Origin of the sequence: Streptomyces sp. NPDC005483 (genome assembly GCF_040606035.1) — a bacterium.
Lineage (GTDB): Bacteria > Actinomycetota > Actinomycetes > Streptomycetales > Streptomycetaceae > Streptomyces.
In genome coordinates this window covers 25,553-41,938 of the sequence record NZ_JBEXEA010000023.1, presented here as the reverse complement: position 1 = coordinate 41,938, position 16,386 = coordinate 25,553, and the positions used below count along the sequence as shown (strand labels likewise).

General features: G+C 70.9%; 13 protein-coding genes. 4 read left to right on the top strand and 9 right to left on the bottom strand.

Annotation, left to right across the window (positions count from 1 at the left end):
• Positions 1–103: 103 nt before the first annotated feature.
• The 4 genes from ABZT06_RS34990 to ABZT06_RS34975 all read right to left on the bottom strand — a co-directional run bounded on the left by ABZT06_RS34990 (position 104) and on the right by ABZT06_RS34975 (position 4,795).
• The gene (locus ABZT06_RS34990) at positions 104–1,771 is read right to left on the bottom strand and encodes an ABC transporter substrate-binding protein (RefSeq protein ID WP_355750352.1); all 1,668 of its coding nucleotides are present in this window, start codon (positions 1,769–1,771) and stop codon (positions 104–106) included.
• Positions 1,772–1,851: 80 nt separating this feature from the next.
• Entirely contained in the window at positions 1,852–2,880 is a 1,029-nt protein-coding gene (locus ABZT06_RS34985; protein WP_355750349.1) for an ABC transporter permease, read from the bottom strand.
• 376 nt (positions 2,881–3,256) lie between these two features.
• The gene (locus ABZT06_RS34980) at positions 3,257–4,297 is read right to left on the bottom strand and encodes an NUDIX domain-containing protein (protein ID WP_355750345.1); all 1,041 of its coding nucleotides are present in this window, start codon (positions 4,295–4,297) and stop codon (positions 3,257–3,259) included.
• 303 nt (positions 4,298–4,600) lie between these two features.
• Positions 4,601–4,795, bottom strand: a complete 195-nt coding sequence (locus tag ABZT06_RS34975; protein ID WP_355750342.1) for a hypothetical protein — start codon at positions 4,793–4,795, stop codon at positions 4,601–4,603.
• A gap of 153 nt (positions 4,796–4,948) precedes the next feature.
• On the opposite strand from ABZT06_RS34975, the gene ABZT06_RS34970 reads away from it, so the two are divergent.
• A complete protein-coding gene (locus ABZT06_RS34970) occupies positions 4,949–6,964 on the top strand; it encodes an NPCBM/NEW2 domain-containing protein (RefSeq protein ID WP_355750339.1) in 2,016 nt (671 codons plus the stop codon).
• Between the two features lie 89 nt (positions 6,965–7,053).
• Here the strand turns inward: ABZT06_RS34970 and ABZT06_RS34965 are convergent, their stop codons facing one another.
• Positions 7,054–8,004 carry an ROK family protein gene (locus tag ABZT06_RS34965; RefSeq protein WP_355750336.1) on the bottom strand — a complete coding sequence of 317 codons (951 nt, stop codon included), beginning with the start codon at positions 8,002–8,004 and terminating at the stop codon, positions 7,054–7,056.
• A 195-nt stretch (positions 8,005–8,199) separates the two neighbouring features.
• Between ABZT06_RS34965 and ABZT06_RS34960 the strand changes: the two genes are divergently transcribed.
• Both ABZT06_RS34960 and ABZT06_RS34955 read left to right on the top strand, forming a co-directional pair.
• A complete protein-coding gene (locus ABZT06_RS34960; protein WP_355750333.1) occupies positions 8,200–9,249 on the top strand; it encodes a LacI family DNA-binding transcriptional regulator in 1,050 nt (349 codons plus the stop codon).
• Positions 9,250–9,256: 7 nt separating this feature from the next.
• Positions 9,257–10,057, top strand: coding sequence for a hypothetical protein (locus ABZT06_RS34955; RefSeq protein WP_355750331.1), 801 nt, complete (start codon positions 9,257–9,259; stop codon positions 10,055–10,057).
• On the opposite strand, the gene ABZT06_RS34950 is transcribed toward ABZT06_RS34955, so the two are convergent.
• Together ABZT06_RS34950 and ABZT06_RS34945 are read right to left on the bottom strand one after the other, a co-directional pair.
• Positions 10,003–11,979, bottom strand: a complete 1,977-nt coding sequence (locus ABZT06_RS34950; RefSeq protein WP_355750328.1) for a protein kinase — start codon at positions 11,977–11,979, stop codon at positions 10,003–10,005. The two genes, ABZT06_RS34955 and ABZT06_RS34950, sit on opposite strands and share 55 nt — an antisense overlap.
• 95 nt (positions 11,980–12,074) lie before the next feature.
• Positions 12,075–13,403, bottom strand: coding sequence for an aldolase (locus ABZT06_RS34945; protein WP_355750325.1), 1,329 nt, complete (start codon positions 13,401–13,403; stop codon positions 12,075–12,077).
• Between the two features lie 191 nt (positions 13,404–13,594).
• Here ABZT06_RS34945 and ABZT06_RS34940 point away from each other — a divergent pair, with 191 nt between their 5' ends.
• Positions 13,595–14,488: an endonuclease/exonuclease/phosphatase family protein gene (locus ABZT06_RS34940; RefSeq protein ID WP_355750322.1), complete on the top strand. Its 894-nt coding sequence runs from the start codon at positions 13,595–13,597 to the stop codon at positions 14,486–14,488.
• A 69-nt stretch (positions 14,489–14,557) separates the two neighbouring features.
• Here the strand turns inward: ABZT06_RS34940 and ABZT06_RS34935 are convergent, their stop codons facing one another.
• Entirely contained in the window at positions 14,558–15,520 is a 963-nt protein-coding gene (locus ABZT06_RS34935; RefSeq protein WP_355750319.1) for an electron transfer flavoprotein subunit alpha/FixB family protein, read from the bottom strand.
• A gap of 72 nt (positions 15,521–15,592) precedes the next feature.
• A complete protein-coding gene (locus ABZT06_RS34930) occupies positions 15,593–16,381 on the bottom strand; it encodes an electron transfer flavoprotein subunit beta/FixA family protein (RefSeq protein ID WP_355750316.1) in 789 nt (262 codons plus the stop codon).
• Positions 16,382–16,386: the final 5 nt, after the last annotated feature.

Sequence of the window (16,386 nt, the reverse complement as noted above, 5' to 3'; positions counted from 1 at the left end):
GTCGTGCTGGACCCTGACGTGAGAGGGGGTGTGCCCGCCGGCCGGGGGCCGCCGGCGGGCTCAGGAGGAGTGCGTCAGCTCTGGACCGTCAAGCTCTGGACCGTCAGCTCTTGACGTACGCGTGGACCAGGCTGGGCTCGGCGAGGATGGGGTCCGAGATGACCCCGCCGACCTTGGAGCCCGCCAGCTCGCTGAAGTTCATGTACATCAGCGGGACCACGGCGGCGTCCTTCATGATCTGCTCGTCCAGGGCGCCGTAGGCGGCGTCGGCCTGCTTGATGCCGGTCATCTTGGCGGTCTTGTCGATCTGCGCGTTGACCGCGGGGTCGTTCAGGTACGACAGGTCCTGATTGGACTGCGGCAGCTTCGCGATCTGCCGTCCGTCGAACAGCACGGGCAGCACGGTGGAGGCGTTCGGCCAGTCCGCGATCCAGTCGCCCCAGGTGAGGTCGTACTGGTTCTTCACGTTGTCGATGGTGCTGAAGTAGTTCGCCGCGTCGATCGGCGTGATGTTGACCGTGATGCCGATCCTGCCGAGCGAGGTCTTCACGGCGTCGGCGAAGTGCTCCTCGGTGGTGGTGTTCTCCACCGCCAGCGACATGGTGGGCTTGGGGTGGCCGGCCTGCTTCATCAGCGCCTGCGCCTTGGTCAGGTCACCGGCGGGGTTGGTGCTGTACAGGTTGAACTTCTGGTAGCCGCCGATGCCGGGGCTGAGCATCGTGCTCGCGTAGCCGCCGTACGCCTTGCCTCCGAACGCGCCGCGGACGGTGGTCTTGTCGATCGCGTCCTCGATGGCCTGGCGGACCTTGATGTCCTTGACACGGGTGGTGTTGATCGCGAGGTAATTGATGCCCGGGGCCGGGATGTTGTAGAGGCGCGACTTCAGGGACGGGTCACCGGAGATGGTCGTCAGGTCGGAGCCCGCGATCGGCCACTGCATGATCGAGGTCTGGGCGGTTCCGGCGTCGGACTTGATCTGCTGGTCGATCGCCGACTGGTCCTGGCCGAGCTTGACGTCGATCTCGTTGACGTTCTGCTGCCGGATCGGGTCGGTCGACTGCTTCCAGTGGGTGTTCCTGACGAGGACGAGTTCCTTGTTCTTCTGGTATGACTTGATCATGTACGGCCCGTCGGACCAGACGTGCGTGTCGTACGTGGAGCCGGTGTCGTGGGCCTTGGGCACCGCGGACCAGCCGGGCATGGCGGTGGCCTGGTTGAAGTCCGTGACGGGCTGGTCGAGATGGAACACGATCGTGGACGCGTCCGGTGTCTGGACGGAGGCGAGTTCCTTGCCCGAGTAGGGCCCCTGGTAGGAGGAGCCGCCGACCAGCCACTGACTGGCGTACGGGGGGCCGCCGTTGATGTCGGGCGAGAAGAACCGCTCGACGCCGTACTTGACGTCCTGTGCGGTGACCGCCTTGCCGTCCTGCCAGGTGACGCCCTTGCGCAGATGAAAGGTCCACACCGTGTCGTTCTCGCTGGGCGTGCCGGTGTCGGTGGCCAGGTCGCCGACGAGCCTCGGCTGGGAGCCGGTCTCGTCCCAGCCGGTCAGGGTGCGCACGAGCTCCTGGTCCATGCTCGAACCCTCGGTCGTGTAGACGCGCTGGGGGTCGAGGTGGTCGAAGTCGGCGTGGTCGAGGACGGTCAGCGTGCCGCCCTTGGTCGGGGAGCCGCTCCCGCTGGTGCTGGAGGAGCCCCCGCATGCGGTGGCCCCCAGGGCGATCGCCACGGCGGTGGCCGCGAGCGCGATCGAGCGCCTTCTGCGCGTCATGAGGTAACACTCCGTTTCTTGTACGGCTCGGCGACGACGGCTCAAGTGGGGCCGTTCGCGCCGGTGTTGAGGGGACCGCGTCAGCCGCGGGCCGCGCGGGGGTCCAGGGCGTCCCGGACGCCGTCGCCGAGGAGGTTCAGCGCCAGGACGAGAATCAGCAGCAGGACTCCGGGGACGAACAGGTACATGGGGTCCTGGAGGAAGAACTGCGAGGCGTCCGAAAGCAGCGCCCCCCAGTCCGGGTTGGGCGGGATGACGCCCACGCCGAGGTACGACAGGGCCGCCTCGGTGGTGATGTTCTGCGGGACGGCCAGCGCGAAGGAGATCAGAACCGGCGCCCACAGGTTCGGCAGCAACTGCCGGAAGAGGATGTGCCACCGCCCGGCGCTCATGATCCGCGCGGCGTCGACGAACTCCCGCTCCCGCAGCGACAGGACCTGTCCGCGCACCAGCCGGGCGGTGTAGGCCCAGGCGAACACCGCGATGTTCAGGACGAGCACCAGCAGCCGGAGGTTCTCGTCGGTGCCGCCGTGGCTGTTGGTCTGCATCGCGTTCTGGATGACCGGGGTCAGCGCGATGATGAACAGCAGCTGCGGGAAGGCCAGCATCACGTCCATGATCCGCGACAGCACGGAGTCGACCCAGCCGCCGGAGTACCCCGCCGCGAGACCGGCCACCACACCGACGACGGTGGACAGCACGGCCGAGGCGAAGCCGACGAGCAGCGAGGTGCGCAGGCCGTAGGCGATCCGGGCGAACAGGTCGTAGCCCGTGCCCGGTTCGACCCCCAGCAGGTGGGTGAGGCCGATGCCGCCCAGCGACCCGCGCGGGAAGTTGCCGGTGTCCGGGTCGATCGCCTTGCCGTCGGGGGTGATCGGCCCCCAGCCGGTGATCGCCGTCAGGACCGGGGCCAGCAGTGCGATCAGGATGAAGAGCACCGTGATCACGAACGCGGCCATGGTGACCTTGTCCCGTCTGATGCGCCGCCAGGCCATGCGGGCGGGCGAGCGCCCGGTGATGACCGTGCCGTCGCTTGGCGGGTCCGGCGACGGTTCACCGGCTTGCGTCGTGCCGGTGTCGGCGGGCATCGGCTGCTGTTGCGTCGTCATCGTGCGGACGTCCCGGGTAGGTGCTGGGGTCGGCGCGGGGGTCTCGTCATGAGGCTGTCCCCTGAAGGAAAGGCGTCGGTCGCCGGCCGTTGTCGGCGCCGTGAGACTGAGCGGACTGTCGCAACACGCCGAGAGACCGGTCAAGGCGGAAAATGACCGAAAAGGGGATTGTTTGCGCTCGTTGCGAAGAGTTGACGAGGGTGGGAAGTTTCGTTAGCTCTGACATGGAGGTACCGCGACGAATCCCTAGGCAGGTTCTCGCACTCCGCTTGCCTGACTCGAACCTGCCTCGAGCTCGCCCCGGACGCCCCGGACCTGCCTCGGACACGGCGAAGCCCCGTCGGCCGTGCATGCCGACGGGGCCCCGTCCCACGTCTCAGCCGGTCGGAACCCCGGCTTCGAGATACAGCGCCGCCCCGCGCTCCCGGGCCCGCAGCGCCCACCGCAGCCGCTCGTAGCGCACCGGCGGCAGCAGCTCCGCGGCCTCCTCCTCGCTGGCGAAACACCAGCCGCGCAGTTCGGGACCGGGCAGCAGGACCTGGCGCGCCTCGGTGGAGCCGAGCCGGCCACCGTCGAAGAGGAGGCGCAGTCCGCCGAATCCGGGAGGCGCGGGCGGTTCCCAGTCGACGACCAGGAGACGCGGTACGTCCTCCAGCCGGATGCCGGTCTCCTCGGCGACCTCGCGCATCCCGGCCTGCGCGGGCGCCTCGCCGGGCTCGACGACACCGCCGGGGAACTCCCAGCCGGCCTTGTAGGTGGGGTCGACGAGCAGCACCCGGTCCTGCTCGTCGAAGAGGAGGACCCCGGCGGCCACCGTCTCGGCGCTGGGCTCCGGGGTCTGCACGATGTCGCACGCGGGCACGGTCCCGGCACCGACGTCCTCGGCGATGCGGGCGGCCGTCTCGTACGGGGTGAGCGCGCTGGTGTCGATCAGATGGGCGTCGGCGGTGAGCCAGGAGGCGAGGGCGGCCCGGTAGGGCTCGATGTGGTCGTACGCCCAGTGCCCCTGCCCCACCTGGCCGAGCGGCAGGGTCGGCGGGGTCTCCCGCCCGGCTATTCGTTCGCGCAGGATCGTTTCCGCCGGAGCGAGGAGAACGTGCCGGACGCTGATCCGGCGGGCGGCGAGACCGCCGAAGATCTCGTCGCGGTACTCCTGGCGCAGCAGGGTCATGGGGACCACGAGGGTCCCGCCCAGCTCGGCGAGCAGCGCGGCCGCCGTGTCGATCACCAGGCGTCGCCAGATCGGCAGGTCCTGGAAGTCACCGACCTCGGCGAGGTGCTTGGGCGGCAGCAGGTGCACGACCGCCGCGCCGATGTCCTCGGGGTCGAAGAGCGTGCTGTTCGGGATCAGTTCGATCAGTTCCCGTGCGGTGGTGGTCTTCCCCGCACCGAACGCGCCGTTGATCCAGACGATCACGGACTCCCCCTCTTCTGTTTGGCCCCCTGTGGCTTGCCCGTTCCACCCTGCCACGGAAACCAGCCCCAGATGAGGGCGCACGAACGCGGCACCGGGGCCCCTCGTCGGAGGGGCCCCGGTGCCGGTGGTGCGGAGCTGCTGTTCGTGGGACCGGTCGGTCCCTCGTCGGCCGCGTGCCTGCCTGTGCGCAGCACGGCTACGGCGTCGACGAGGGCCGTGAAGGCCCCGGCGAGGAGCGGCCGCCGCGACCCTCAGAAAGGCGGCCGTCGCCGGGTCCCCGCAGCCGGAGCCGTCCCGTCCTCGTCAGCCGCCCTGCCCGAGGGCGGTGTCGTCCAGGCCGTCCAGGCTCTCGTCGGCGACGGTGTGGTCGAGGGAGCTGAGGGTCTTGTCGACGTCGAGGTGATCGAGGCCCTCGCCCAGGGCGTGCGAGGGAGTGATCGCCGCGACGACGAAGCCGGTGGCGAGGGAGGCGATGGCGAGCATGCTGCGCTTCTTCATGGCCTGATCAACGGCACCGGACGGTTTGGGTCACGCTGCCGTACGCCGTGCCGCTCCCTTCCACCAGAGTCGAACACGTCCTAACGTAAACGCCCACATGATGACGCGTACATGCCGTCATCGCACCTTCTGCTGGTTCGGAGGAACGTAACGATGCGTCACCTTCACACCCGCACGACCCGCCGAAGGACGGTCGCCGCACTCACGGTGCTGCTGTTCGCGGTCCCCGGGGCGGCTCCCGCCGTCGCGAACGGGGAGAGTCCGAGCTCGCCCGCCCTGGCCGACGGCCTCGCCCTCACCCCGCCCATGGGCTTCAACAACTGGAACTCCACCCACTGCCGGGCCGAGTTCAACGAGTCCATGGTCAAGGGGATCGCGGACATCTTCGTCGACAAGGGCCTCAAGGACGCCGGGTACCAGTACGTCAACCTCGACGACTGCTGGGCCCTGCCGGACCGGGACGCCGACGGTAGGCTCGTCCCGGACCCGGCCCGCTTCCCGAACGGGATCAAGGCCGTCGCCGACTACGTGCACTCCAAGGGGCTCAAGCTCGGCATCTACACCAGCGCCGGCACCAGGACGTGCAGCAATGTCGGTTTCCCTGGGGCGCTGGGCCACGAGTACAGCGACGCCCGGCAGTTCGCCGACTGGGGCGTCGACTACCTCAAGTACGACAACTGCAACAACCAGGGTGTGGACGCCAAGCTGCGCTACACCACCATGCGCGACGCCCTCGAGGCGACCGGCAGACCGATCGTCTACAGCATCTGCGAATGGGGCCAGAACAAGCCCTGGGAATGGGCCGCCGACGTCGGCCACCTGTGGCGTACCACCGGCGACATCAGCGACACCTGGGGCTCGATGCTGTCGATCCTCAAGCAGAACCTGCCGCTGGCCCCCCACGCCGGCCCTGGCCACTGGAACGACCCCGACATGCTGGAGGTCGGCAACGGCGGTATGACGGACACCGAGTACCGCTCGCACTTCTCGATGTGGTCGGTCATGGCCGCCCCCCTGCTCATCGGCAGCGACCTGCGCTCGGCCTCCGCGGAGACCTTCGAGATCCTCGCGAACAAGGAGGTCATCGCCGTCGACCAGGACCCGCTGGGCAAGCAGGGCACCGTGGTCTCGTCCGAGGGCGGACGCTGGGTCGTCGCCAAGGAGATGAAGGACGGCAGCCGTACGGTCGCCCTGTTCAACGAGTCGGGCAGCCCGCAGCGCATCGCGACGACCGCCGCCGCCGTCGGCCTGCCCGACGCCGACGCGTACAGCCTGCGCGACCTGTGGCAGCACAGGAGCTACAACACCGCGGGCACGATCTCGGCGACCGTCCCCGCGCACGGCACGGTTCTCGTACGGGTATCCGCCGACCGCAGGTGGCACCTGTACCCGCCCGCCGTCGAACTCGGCCTGGACAACAGCCCGTTGGTCCAGGTGGGCACACCTGCCGCACTGACGACCACCGTCACCGACCTGGGACGCACCCCGGCCAGGCAGGTCTCCGTACGGTTGTCCGGCCCCGAGGGCTGGACCGTGAAGCCGACCTCACCGACCTCCGCCGCATCCCTGTCCACGGGCCGTTCCCTTCGCACGAAGTGGTCGCTCACCGCGCCCCAGGGGACGCCGACGGGGTCGTACGACCTGACGCTCAGGGCGAGTTACCGCTCACCGTCCGGTGTCCGGGTCGACAGCACACTGCCCTTCAGCGCGACCGTGGTGGTCCCGCCGCCCTCGGGCACCTCCGGCCTCGGTGACCTGCCGTGGCTGTCGGCCGCCAACGGCTACGGTCCCGTCGAACGCAACACCAGCAACGGGGAGAGCGCCGCGGGCGACGGACATCCGATCACCATCGGCTCGGTGGTGTACGCCAAGGGGCTCGGCGTGCACGCGGAGAGCTCCGTCGAGTACTACACGGGCGCGGTCTGCGAGACGGTCACCGCCCAGGTGGGCGTCGACGACGAGAAGGGCGCGAACGGCACGGTCGCCTTCGAGGTGTGGGCGGACGGCACCAAGGTGGCGTCCACCGGTGTCCTGACCAACGCGATGCCGGCCCAGCCGCTCACCGCGGACGTCACCGGCGCCCGGCTGGTCCGGCTGGTCGTCACGGACGGCGGTGACGGCATCGACTCGGACCACGCCGACTGGGGCGACGCGCGGTTGAGCTGCTGAGAGCCGCCGTATGCACGCGGTGGCCGGGCCCGTCTCCGGACCCGGCCACCGCGTGAACGTTTCTCTCGCACCTGTCGTCCCGCGTGTCGTCAGACCACCGCGGCCGTGTCGGTCCGCTTCGCCAGCGCCGCCGCGGCCGCCCCGACCAGCCCGGCGTCCGTGCCCATCTGCGCGGGCACGATCGTCAGCCGCTGGACGAAGGACAGGGTCGCGTAGTCGCCCAGCGCCTTGCGCAGCGGTTCGAAGAGGACGTCACCCGCCTTGCCGACCCCGCCGCCGATGACCGCGATGTCGATCTCCACGAGGGTCGCGGTGGCCGCGATGCCGGCGGCCAGCGCCTGGGCCGCCCGGGCGAAGGAGGCCACGGCGACCGGGTCGCCGCCCCGGGCCGCGTCGGCCACCGCGGCGGCGGACGTGTCACCGTCGGGTCCGGGCCGCCAGCCGTTCTCCAGCGCGCGCCGGGCGATGTTCGGGCCGCTGGCTATGCGCTCCACGCAGCCGCGCCCGCCGCACGGGCACAGGTCGCCGTCGAGCTCGACGCTGATGTGGCCGATGTGACCGGCGTTGCCGGTGGGTCCTGCGTGCAGTTGACCGTTCAGCACCAGGCCGCCGCCGACCCCGGTCGACACGACCATGCACAGCGCGTTGTCGTGCCCGCGTGCGGCCCCCTGCCAGTGTTCCGCCGCCGTGATGGCCACACCGTCGCCGATCAGCTCTACGGGGAGCCCGCCGGCTGCCTCCTGGACCCTGCGGACCAGCGGGAAGTCGCGCCAGCCCGGCACGTTCACCGGGCTCACGGTGCCGGTGGAGGCGTCCACCGGGCCCGCGCTGCCGATGCCGAGGGCGCATGCGCGCCCCCACAGGGGCGAGTGAGTGAGCTCGCCGAGGGTCTCCTCGACGGCGCGCATCACGCTCTCGCCGTCCTCCTGCGCGGGCGTGGCGCGCTGCGCGCGGAGCAGTATCCGGCCGTGGCCGTCCACCAGCGCTCCGGCGATCTTGGTGCCGCCGATGTCGAGCGCAGCCACGAGGTCGGTGTGCATCAGTGTCAGTTCTCCCCGGTCAACCTTGAGGAATGGACAGGCCGGTCTCGCGGTGGGGGCGCTGGCCGACAGATTGCGGTGGACAGTGTCTCCCGCATCTGACAACGTTGTCCAGGCTCTATGCTCGACGCCACATCCTCATACAACATCATGGATCGCCGCATCCCCGTCGACCACAGGACAGGACTCCGTATCGTGCCCGACACCCACAGCCGAGCAGACCGCCTCTCCACGACCCGGTACGGCAACCGCCCGACCATGAAGGACGTGGCCGCGCGAGCCGGCGTCGGGCTGAAGACGGTCTCACGCGTGGTCAACGGCGAACCGGGTGTCACACCCGAGACGGAACACCGGGTCCGGGAGGCCATCGACGCCCTCGGCTTCCGCCGCAACGACAGCGCGCGCGTCCTGCGCAAGGGCCGTACCGCCAGCATCGGCCTGGTCCTGGAGGACCTCGCCGACCCGTTCTACGGCCCGCTCAGCCGCGCGGTGGAGGAGGTGGCCCGTGCCAACGGCGCCCTGCTCATCAACGGTTCCAGCGCCGAGGACCCGGAGCGCGAGCAGGAACTGGTGCTGGCCCTGTGCGCCCGGCGCGTGGACGGCCTGGTGGTCATCCCGGCCGGTGACGACCACCGGTATCTGGAGCCGGAGCTGAAGGCGGGCGTCGCCACGGTGTTCGTGGACCGTCCGGCGGGCCGGATCGACGCCGACGTGGTCCTCTCCGACAACTTCGGCGGGGCCCGCGACGCCGTGGCCCACCTCATCGCCCACGGCCACCGGCGGATCGGCTTCATCGGCGACATGCCCCGCATCCACACGGCCGTCGAGCGGTTGCGTGGATACCGGGCCGCCATGGAGGACGCCGGCATCGAGGTGGCGGACGCCTGGACCTCGCTGGGCGTCACCGATCCGGAGCGGGTGCGCCGGGCGGCCGAGGAGATGCTTGTGGGCCCCTCCCCCGTCACCGCGATCTTCACCGGCAACAACCGGGTGACCGTCACCGTGATCCGTGTCCTCGCCGAACACACCCGCCGGGTCGCCCTCGTCGGATTCGACGACATCGAACTCGCCGATCTGCTCCAGCCGGGTGTCACGGTCGTCGCCCAGGACGCGGCGACGCTGGGGCGTACCGCCGCGGAGCGGCTGTTCCGCCAGCTGGACGGGACGCTGCTGACGCCGGAGCGGATCGAACTGCCGACACGACTGATCACCCGGGGTTCCGGTGAACTGCCGCCCGCGGACTGAGCAGCCGATGGAGGACTTCACCCTGGAGGCCCTCGGTCTGGCCGAGGCTCCTCGCGATCACCCGCTGCTGTATCCCGGCGCCTGGCCGGCGGACTCCGCGCTGCTCGACGGCGACCGGCTCGTCCCCCTGCCCCGCGACGGGCGGTGGCACGAGGACCGTGCGCCCGTCCTGGCGATCGGCTCCAACGCCAGTCCGGGCCAACTGCGGCACAAGATGGCCGAGTTCGAGATCACCTCGCCGATTCCGATGGTCAAGGCACGGGTGACCGGCGTCGGCGTGGGCGTCTCCGCGCACGTGAGCCGCATGGGATACGTGTCCGCGTCGCCCTTCGAAGCTCCGGACGCCGTACGGGAGTTGTTCGTCCTCTGGCTGGACGCCGAGCAGCTCGCGGTCGTCGACGCGAGCGAGGGGGTGCCGCTGCCGAACGGCAACTACGGGCGCGCCTGGCTGCCCGTGCCCGAGGTGCGGGTCGAGCTGCCCGGCGGCCGGACGCTGCCGGGCGTCCACTCGTACGTCAACCGCCACGGCGTCCTGCACGACGGCACCGGCGCGCCGCGCACCCATCCCGGCCAGCGGGAGCTGCTGACCGAACTACTCGTGGGATCGGCCCGGTTGCGGGAGCTGTTCGGCGTCACGCCGGAGGAGTTCGTGGCACGGGCCCGCGCCGACCGGCTGCTGTGCGAGGCGGGCACCCGGCTGTTCGCCGATGAGAAGCGCGGCACGGAGTCCGGCCTCGAGCGGTACGTGAGAGGTCAGCAGACCGGGAGTCCCGGCACCGGCTCGTCGTTGTTCCCGCCCTTGATGTAGACGTCGCTGACGTAGACACCGGTGTTGCCGCTGTCGTCGTCCGTCTTCGCCCACCAGACGTTGGTCCACTGGCCGGACGTCTCGCGGCGGCCCAGGTTCGACTGGCAGTAGAAGTAGTTGGTGCCCGCGCCCAGGACACCGGCCTCGGCGCCGGAGGGGGTGTAGGACTTGGCGGTCTTCCAGACGGTGCAGTTGTACTTGGCGCCGCCGATGGCGGTGCAGGCAGGGGCCGGTGCGGGGGTGCTCGGGTCGCCGTGACCGGTCGTACCGCCGTCCCCGGAGCCGCCGCCGGCATCGTCGCCGTCCGAGCCGCCGCCGTCCGCCGTGGCGGAAGCGGAGGCACGGCTCGTGGGGTCGGCACTGCCGCCCTTGTCCGCCGTCCCCTTCGCACTCGGGGTCTTCCTGGCGTCCCCGTCCGTCAGCGCCGCGCTGCCTGAAGGGTCCGCGTCGGTGCGGGCGGAGGCGGAGACGGAGGCGGACTCACTCGTACCGGACGCGAGCGGCCGGGCGTCGGCTTCGGCTTTGCCCGAGTTGTTCATCAGCGCGACAGCCGTGCCGGCCACCGCGAGAACGGCCGCGACGGCCGCGGCGGCGAGCAGGGCGCGCCGGTTGCGACGGGGCGTACGGGAGGGGGCCATGGGGGCCGTCTCACGAGACGTCCCGTAGCCGTGCGCCGAAGGTTGCGGAGGGGCTGCGGACGTCTCGGGGCCGTGTGCCGGATCGCCGCCTTGAGCGGGGGCACCGAAGCCCTGCTCCGGCGGCGCGGCCTGTCCCTCTCCACCCTGAGCAGCGGACACCAACCACCAGGCGGCCGGGTCCTCGGCCTGCCCGGGAGCCCCGGGCACCAAGGCCGCCGCGGGCCCGGTCGGCCGTGCGGCCCCCGGCGCGGGGGCCGCGCTGGTCCCCGCGGTTTCGGGTGCCCCGGGGCCATGAACCGGCTCAGCCCCTTGCGCCGCGCCCGGACCGGCCGATGCCGCCAGGGCATCCGCTGCGGTCTCGGCCTGGCCCGGCGCCCCCGCCGTACCCCGCAAGGTGGTCGTGGGACTGTCTGATCCGGCGGCCCCGCCCCCGTCCGCCACCGCCTGCAGCAGTACGCGCGCCTCCTCGGCCCCCGGGCGCGCCTCGGGCCGCTTGTCCAGCAGGCGCTGGAGAACGGGGCCGAGGGCGCCGGCGCGGTGGGACTCGGGGAGCGGTTCGCCGACGATCGCGGTGAGCGTGGAGAACGTCGACGTGCGGCGGAACGGCGAGGCTCCCTCGACGGCCGCGTACAGCGTGGCGCCGAGGGCCCATACGTCGGAGGCCGGTCCCGGATCGGCGCCCTGGGCGCGCTCGGGGGCCATGTAGTCCAGGGAGCCGACGAGGTGGCCGGTGCGGGTGAGGCTGGTGGCCGATCCGTCGCCCGGGTCGTCCATGGTGGCGATGCCAAAGTCGGTGAGCAGGACGCGGCCGGAGCGGTCGAGCAGGATGTTGCCGGGCTTGACGTCCCGGTGCAGTACGCCCGCCTCGTGGGCGGCGGCCAGGGCGTCCATGACCTTGGCGCCGATGCCGGCCGCCTCCCGCGGGTCGAGAGTCCCCTGCTTGCGCAGCACCTGGTCCAAGGAGGGGCCCTCGACCAGCTCCATGACGATCAGCGGGCGCCCGTCGACCTCGGCCACGTCGTGCACCGCGACGACGCCGGGATGGCGGATCCGGGCCGCCGCGCGGGCCTCGCGCTGCATCCGCAGCCGCAAATCGGCGAGTTCGGGCCCGTCGGTGTAGGTGCGCAGTTCCTTGACGGCGACCTCGCGGCCGAGGACCTCGTCGACGGCCCGCCAGACCACACCCATACCGCCGCGCCCGAGCTGGGCCACGACCCGATAACGCCCGGCCAGCAGCCGACCGACGTCGTCCTGGCCCTTTCCGTTGGTCTCCCCCGAAGACACCGCTGCCCCGTTCCTGTGACACGTCAATGCGTGCCGTACAGACTACGGGGCAGGAGTGACAACTCCAGTGGGCGGTTGCCACCGTGACAGGGCCGCTACTTCTTCCCCGACTTCGTGGAACTACTGCGGGAGACGGTCAGATCACCGCGCCGGGGCGCCGCGTAGGCCTCCAGGTCGGCCCGGGTCAGACCGGTCAGCCGGGCGACCTCCCCGATGTCCAGGGCACCGCAGTCGAGACCGCGCAGCAGATAGCCGCTGAGCGCCTTGGCGGTAGCGGGCTCGTCCATCACGTCACCGCCGACCCGGCCCGCGTAGCGGGCGAGTCGGCCGGCGGCCTGCTCGAAACCCTCGCGGTAGAAGGCGTACACGGCCGCGTACCGGGTGGGGAGGTGGCCGGGGTGCATGTCCCAGCCCTGGTAGTAGGCGCGGGCGAGCGCCCGGCGCGTCAGGCCGTAGTGCAGCCGCCAGGCGTCGTGGACCTTCGCCGTCGGCCCGACCGGCAGGACGTTCGTGGAGCCGTCCGAGACCCGTACGCCGGTGCCCGCGGCCGCGACCTGCATGACCGCCTTGGCGTGGTCGGCGGCGGGGTGGTCACTGGCCTGGTGGGCGGCGGAGACGCCGAGGCAGGCGCTGTAGTCGAAGGTGCCGTAGTGCAGTCCGGTGGCGCGGCCCTCGGCGGCCTGGATCATCCGGGCGACCGTGGCGGTGCCGTCGGTGGCGAGGATGGACTGGCTGGTCTCGATCTGGATCTCGAAGCCGAGCCGGCCGGTGTCCAGGCCGTGTGCCTTCTCGAAAGCTTCCAGAAGCCGGACGAACGCGGTGACCTGCTCGGCGTACGTCACCTTCGGAAGGGTCAGCACCAGCCCTTCGGGCAGGCCGATCGCCGCCATCAGGCCGGTCAGGAAGACGTCGAGGGTCCGGATGCCCCGGTCCCGGACGGCCGCCTCCATGCACTTCATGCGGATGCCCATGTACGGCGCCGCCGTGCTGTTCTCGTACGCCCCGGCGATCAGCCGGGCCGCGCGGGCCGCCGTCTCGTCCTCCTCGGCGTCCGGACGCGGGCCGTAGCCGTCCTCGAAGTCGACGCGCAGGTCCTCGATCGGCTCGTGCGCCAGCTTGGCCCGCACGCGCGCGTAGACGGGCTCGGCGAGTTCGTCGGACAGCCCGAGGACGGCGGCGAAGGACGCGGCGTCCGGCGCGTGTTCGTCGAGGGCGGTGAGGGCCTTGTCGCCCCAGGAGCGGATGGTGTCGGCGGCGAAGACGTCACCGGGGACGTAGACGGTGTGCACGGGCTGGCGGGTGCCGGGGTCTCCGGGGTAGCGGCGCTCCAGTTCGGCGTCGACCGGCGCGAGGGAGGCGCTGATCTCCTCGCTGACGGCACCCGCGAGGCTGGTCGCCACCTGCTCCTGCTGGCCCTGACCCATCCCACACCCTCCTGTTTTCCGCTCTACGGAATCAACAATCCGTAGAGCGAAGTTATCCGCGATGGTTCCCGACGGTCAACACCCCGTCCACAGCATGAGCCACCCCGTTCATTCAAGGTGCCGAGAACCTCTACGCCCTCTACCGCACTCCGGTTCGACCATTCATCCTGTCCCGTCGGGAGGGAAACAACATGTCGGACACCCACAGAATGACGCGTCGTATGGGTCTCAGAACCGCCGTGGCCGCCGCCGTCACCGTGCCGCTGATGGTCACGCTGCCGGCCTCCGCCGCCAAGTCGTCCCACCGCCGGCTCGATGTCATGACGTTCAATCTGCGCTTCGCCAGCACCTCCGAACCCAACAGCTGGGCCGTCCGCCGCCCGGTGATGCGCCAACTGCTGCGCCAGGAGGCCCCCACCCTGATGGGCACTCAGGAAGGCCTCTACCAGCAGCTGCTCGACATCCACGCCGACCTCGGACCGCACTACGAGTGGATCGGCACCGGCCGCGAGGGCGGCAGCCACGACGAGTCCACGGCGATCTTCTACGACACCCGGCGCCTGGCCCCCGTCGAGCACGACACGCTCTGGCTCTCCGACACGCCCAGGGTGATCGGCTCGAACACCTGGGGCGGCGCTCTCCCCCGGATCGTCACCTGGGTCCGCTTCCGCGACCGGGCCGTCGGCGGACGGGAGTTCTACGTCCTCAACACCCACTTCGACCATGTGGGCCAGTACGCGCGCGTGCGTTCCGCACAGTTCCTCGCCCAGAAGATCGCCGAGTTCGAACGGACGTCACCGGTCCTCGTGACCGGCGACTTCAACGCCGCGGCCCACGACAACCAGGCGTACGACATCCTGCTCGCCACGGGTCTCGTCGACACCTGGGACGCGGCCGCCGAACGCAGCGAGCTGTACGCCACGTTCCACGGCTACAAACCCCTCACCCCCGACGGCGAGCGCATCGACTGGATCCTCGCCACACCCGGCACGACCGTGCACCGGGCCGCCGTCAACACCTTCGAGTCCGGCGGGCAGTTCCCGAGCGATCATCTGCCGGTGCAGGCCACGGTGACCCTGGAATGAGCCGAGGGGACAAGCCGAGGCCCCCGCGACCGCGTCGGCGGTCACGGGGGCCTCGTGAGCCCGGAGGGATCAGCCCTTGCGGGTGTTGATCTCCTCGGTGAGGGCGGGGACGACGTCGAAGAGGTCGCCGACGACGCCGTAGTCGACGAGGTCGAAGATCGGCGCCTCGGCGTCCTTGTTGATCGCCACGATCGTCTTCGAGGTCTGCATGCCGGCGCGGTGCTGGATCGCGCCGGAGATGCCGTTGGCGATGTACAGCTGCGGCGAGACGGACTTGCCGGTCTGGCCGACCTGGTTGGTGTGCGGGTACCAGCCGGCGTCCACCGCGGCACGCGAGGCGCCGACGGCCGCGCCGAGGGAGTCGGCGAGGGCCTCGATGATCGCGAAGTTCTCGGCGCCGTTGACACCGCGGCCACCGGAGACCACGATCGCGGCCTCGGTCAGGTCCGGGCGCCCGGTGGACTCACGCGGGGTACGGCCGGTGACCTTGGTGCCGGTGGCCTGCGCGGAGAAGGTCACGCTCAGCTCCGAGGCGGCGCCGGCGGCCGGGGCGGCCTCGACGGAGGTGGAGTTGGGCTTGACGGTGATGACCGGGGTGCCCTTGCTGACGCGGGACTTGGTGGTGAAGGAGGCGGCGAACACCGACTGGGTGGCCACCGGACCCTCGTCACCGGCCTCCAGGTCGACGGCGTCGGTGATGACGCCGGAGCCGATGCGCAGCGCCAGACGGGCGGCGATCTCCTTGCCCTCGGCGGAGGACGGGACCAGCACGGCGGCCGGGGAGACGGCCTCCACGGCGGCCTGGAGGGCGTCGACCTTGGGTACGACGAGGTAGTCGGCGTACTCGGAGGCGTCGTGGGTGAGGACCTTCACGGCGCCGTGCTCGCCCAGGACGGCGGCGGTGTCGGCGGCGCCGTTGCCGAGCGCGACGGCGACGGGCTCGCCGATGCGGCGGGCCAGGGTCAGCAGCTCCAGGGTGGGCTTGCGGACGGCACCGTCCAGGTGATCGACGTAGACGAGAACTTCAGCCATGGGAATGCTCTCCTGCGGATTGCGAAGGCTTGAGGGGCGGTAAGGGGGTTGAGCCTCAGCGGGCCAGAACCCTTAGATGAACTTCTGGCTCGCGAGGTACTCGGCGAGCTGCTTGCCGCCCTCGCCCTCGTCCTTGACGATCGTGCCGGCCGTGCGGGCCGGACGCTCCGCGGCGGAGTCGACCGTGGTGTAGGAGCCCTCCAGGCCGACCTGCTCGGCCTCCAGGTCCAGGTCGGACAGGTCCCAGGACTGAACCGGCTTCTTCTTGGCCGCCATGATGCCCTTGAAGGAGGGGTAACGCGCCTCGCCCGACTGGTCGGTGACCGAGACGACGGCCGGGAGGGAGGCCTCCAGCTGCTCCGAGGCGGCGTCGCCGTCGCGGCGGCCCTTGACGGTGCCGTCCTCGACGGAGACCTCGGAGAGCAGCGTGACCTGCGGGACACCCAGGCGCTCGGCCAGCAGGGCCGGGACGACGCCCATGGTGCCGTCGGTGGAGGCCAGGCCGGAGATCACCAGGTCGTAGCCGGCCTTCTCGATGGCCTTGGCCAGCACCAGGGAGGTGCCGATGACGTCGGTGCCGTGCAGGTCGTCGTCCTCGACGTGGATGGCCTTGTCGGCGCCCATGGACAGGGCCTTGCGGAGCGCGTCCTTGGCGTCCTCGGGGCCGACGGTCAGGACCGTGACCTCGACGTCGTCGTCGGAGTTCTCGGAGATCTGCAGCGCCTGCTCGACCGCGTACTCGTCGAGCTCGGAGAGCAGACCGTCCACGTCGTCCCGGTCGACGGTCAGGTCATCGGCGAAGTGCCGGTCGCCGGTGGCGTCGGGCACGTACTTCACAGTGACAACGATCCTCAAGCTCACGCCGG

Coding starts and splice junctions, on each gene's coding strand:
- ABZT06_RS34945 (WP_355750325.1), bottom strand. CDS start 13,403: ATGGGTCAGGGCCAGCAGGAGCAGGTGGCGACCAGCCTCGCGGGTGCC.
- ABZT06_RS34955 (WP_355750331.1), top strand. CDS start 9,257: ATGGAGGACTTCACCCTGGAGGCCCTCGGTCTGGCCGAGGCTCCTCGC.
- ABZT06_RS34965 (WP_355750336.1), bottom strand. CDS start 8,004: ATGCACACCGACCTCGTGGCTGCGCTCGACATCGGCGGCACCAAGATC.
- ABZT06_RS34940 (WP_355750322.1), top strand. CDS start 13,595: ATGTCGGACACCCACAGAATGACGCGTCGTATGGGTCTCAGAACCGCC.
- ABZT06_RS34935 (WP_355750319.1), bottom strand. CDS start 15,520: ATGGCTGAAGTTCTCGTCTACGTCGATCACCTGGACGGTGCCGTCCGC.
- ABZT06_RS34985 (WP_355750349.1), bottom strand. CDS start 2,880: ATGACGACGCAACAGCAGCCGATGCCCGCCGACACCGGCACGACGCAA.
- ABZT06_RS34970 (WP_355750339.1), top strand. CDS start 4,949: ATGCGTCACCTTCACACCCGCACGACCCGCCGAAGGACGGTCGCCGCA.
- ABZT06_RS34990 (WP_355750352.1), bottom strand. CDS start 1,771: ATGACGCGCAGAAGGCGCTCGATCGCGCTCGCGGCCACCGCCGTGGCG.
- ABZT06_RS34975 (WP_355750342.1), bottom strand. CDS start 4,795: ATGAAGAAGCGCAGCATGCTCGCCATCGCCTCCCTCGCCACCGGCTTC.